This is a genomic window from Bacillus sp. LR--39, from assembly GCF_053613335.1.
Window position 1 is genome coordinate 1 of the sequence record NZ_JBSIOT010000844.1, and the last position, 722, is coordinate 722.

Genomic DNA, 722 nt, shown 5'->3' on the forward strand with positions numbered 1-722 from the left:
GCCGACAAATCCGCTCAGTGGCGGAATGCCTGCAAGAGAAATAGCGGAAATGAAAAACATCCATCCAAGAACAGGATAGCGTTTGATCAGCCCGCCCATTTTATGCAGGTTCGCGGTTCCAGTCAATGCGATCAGCGTACCCGCCAGCATAAACAAAGCGCCCTTAATCAGCATATCGTGAATCAGATAGTAGATCGCGCCCTGAATGGATGCGGGGGTGTGTACTGCTACACCGAACAAAATCACGCCGACAGCGGTAATAATGTTATAGATCACAATTTTCATGACATTCGAATAAGCGAGTGAACCGATCACACCGAAAATCACAGTCAGCGCCGCCAGCCAAATCATCAGCTGATGGGTAAAGGCTGTATCGTGAATAAAAATCAATGTGAAAACCCTCGCAATCGAATATAACCCGACTTTTGTCAGCAAAGCGCCGAACAACGCGGAGATTGCCGCCGGTGGCGCGTAATAAGAGCCTGGAAGCCAAAAGTAGAGGGGGAAGATTCCGCCCTTCATGCCAAATACCAAAAGCAGCAGGACACCAATCACAGTGATCAGCCCGGTTTGTCCTGTTTCGCTGATTTTCACGCTAAGATCCGCCATGTTTAACGTGCCGGTTACAGCGTATAAAAACCCGACCCCTATGACAAACAGGGCAGACGATACGATATTAAACACGATATATTTAAGGGATTCCAGCAGCTGAATTTTTGTAC

Annotated in this window: 1 protein-coding gene; it reads right to left on the reverse strand. The window is 47.9% G+C overall.

The annotated features are described in order from the left end of the window. Positions 1-722: proton-conducting transporter transmembrane domain-containing protein (locus ACWHAR_RS26940; protein WP_452088412.1), on the reverse strand; the 722-nt coding region annotated here is incomplete at both ends.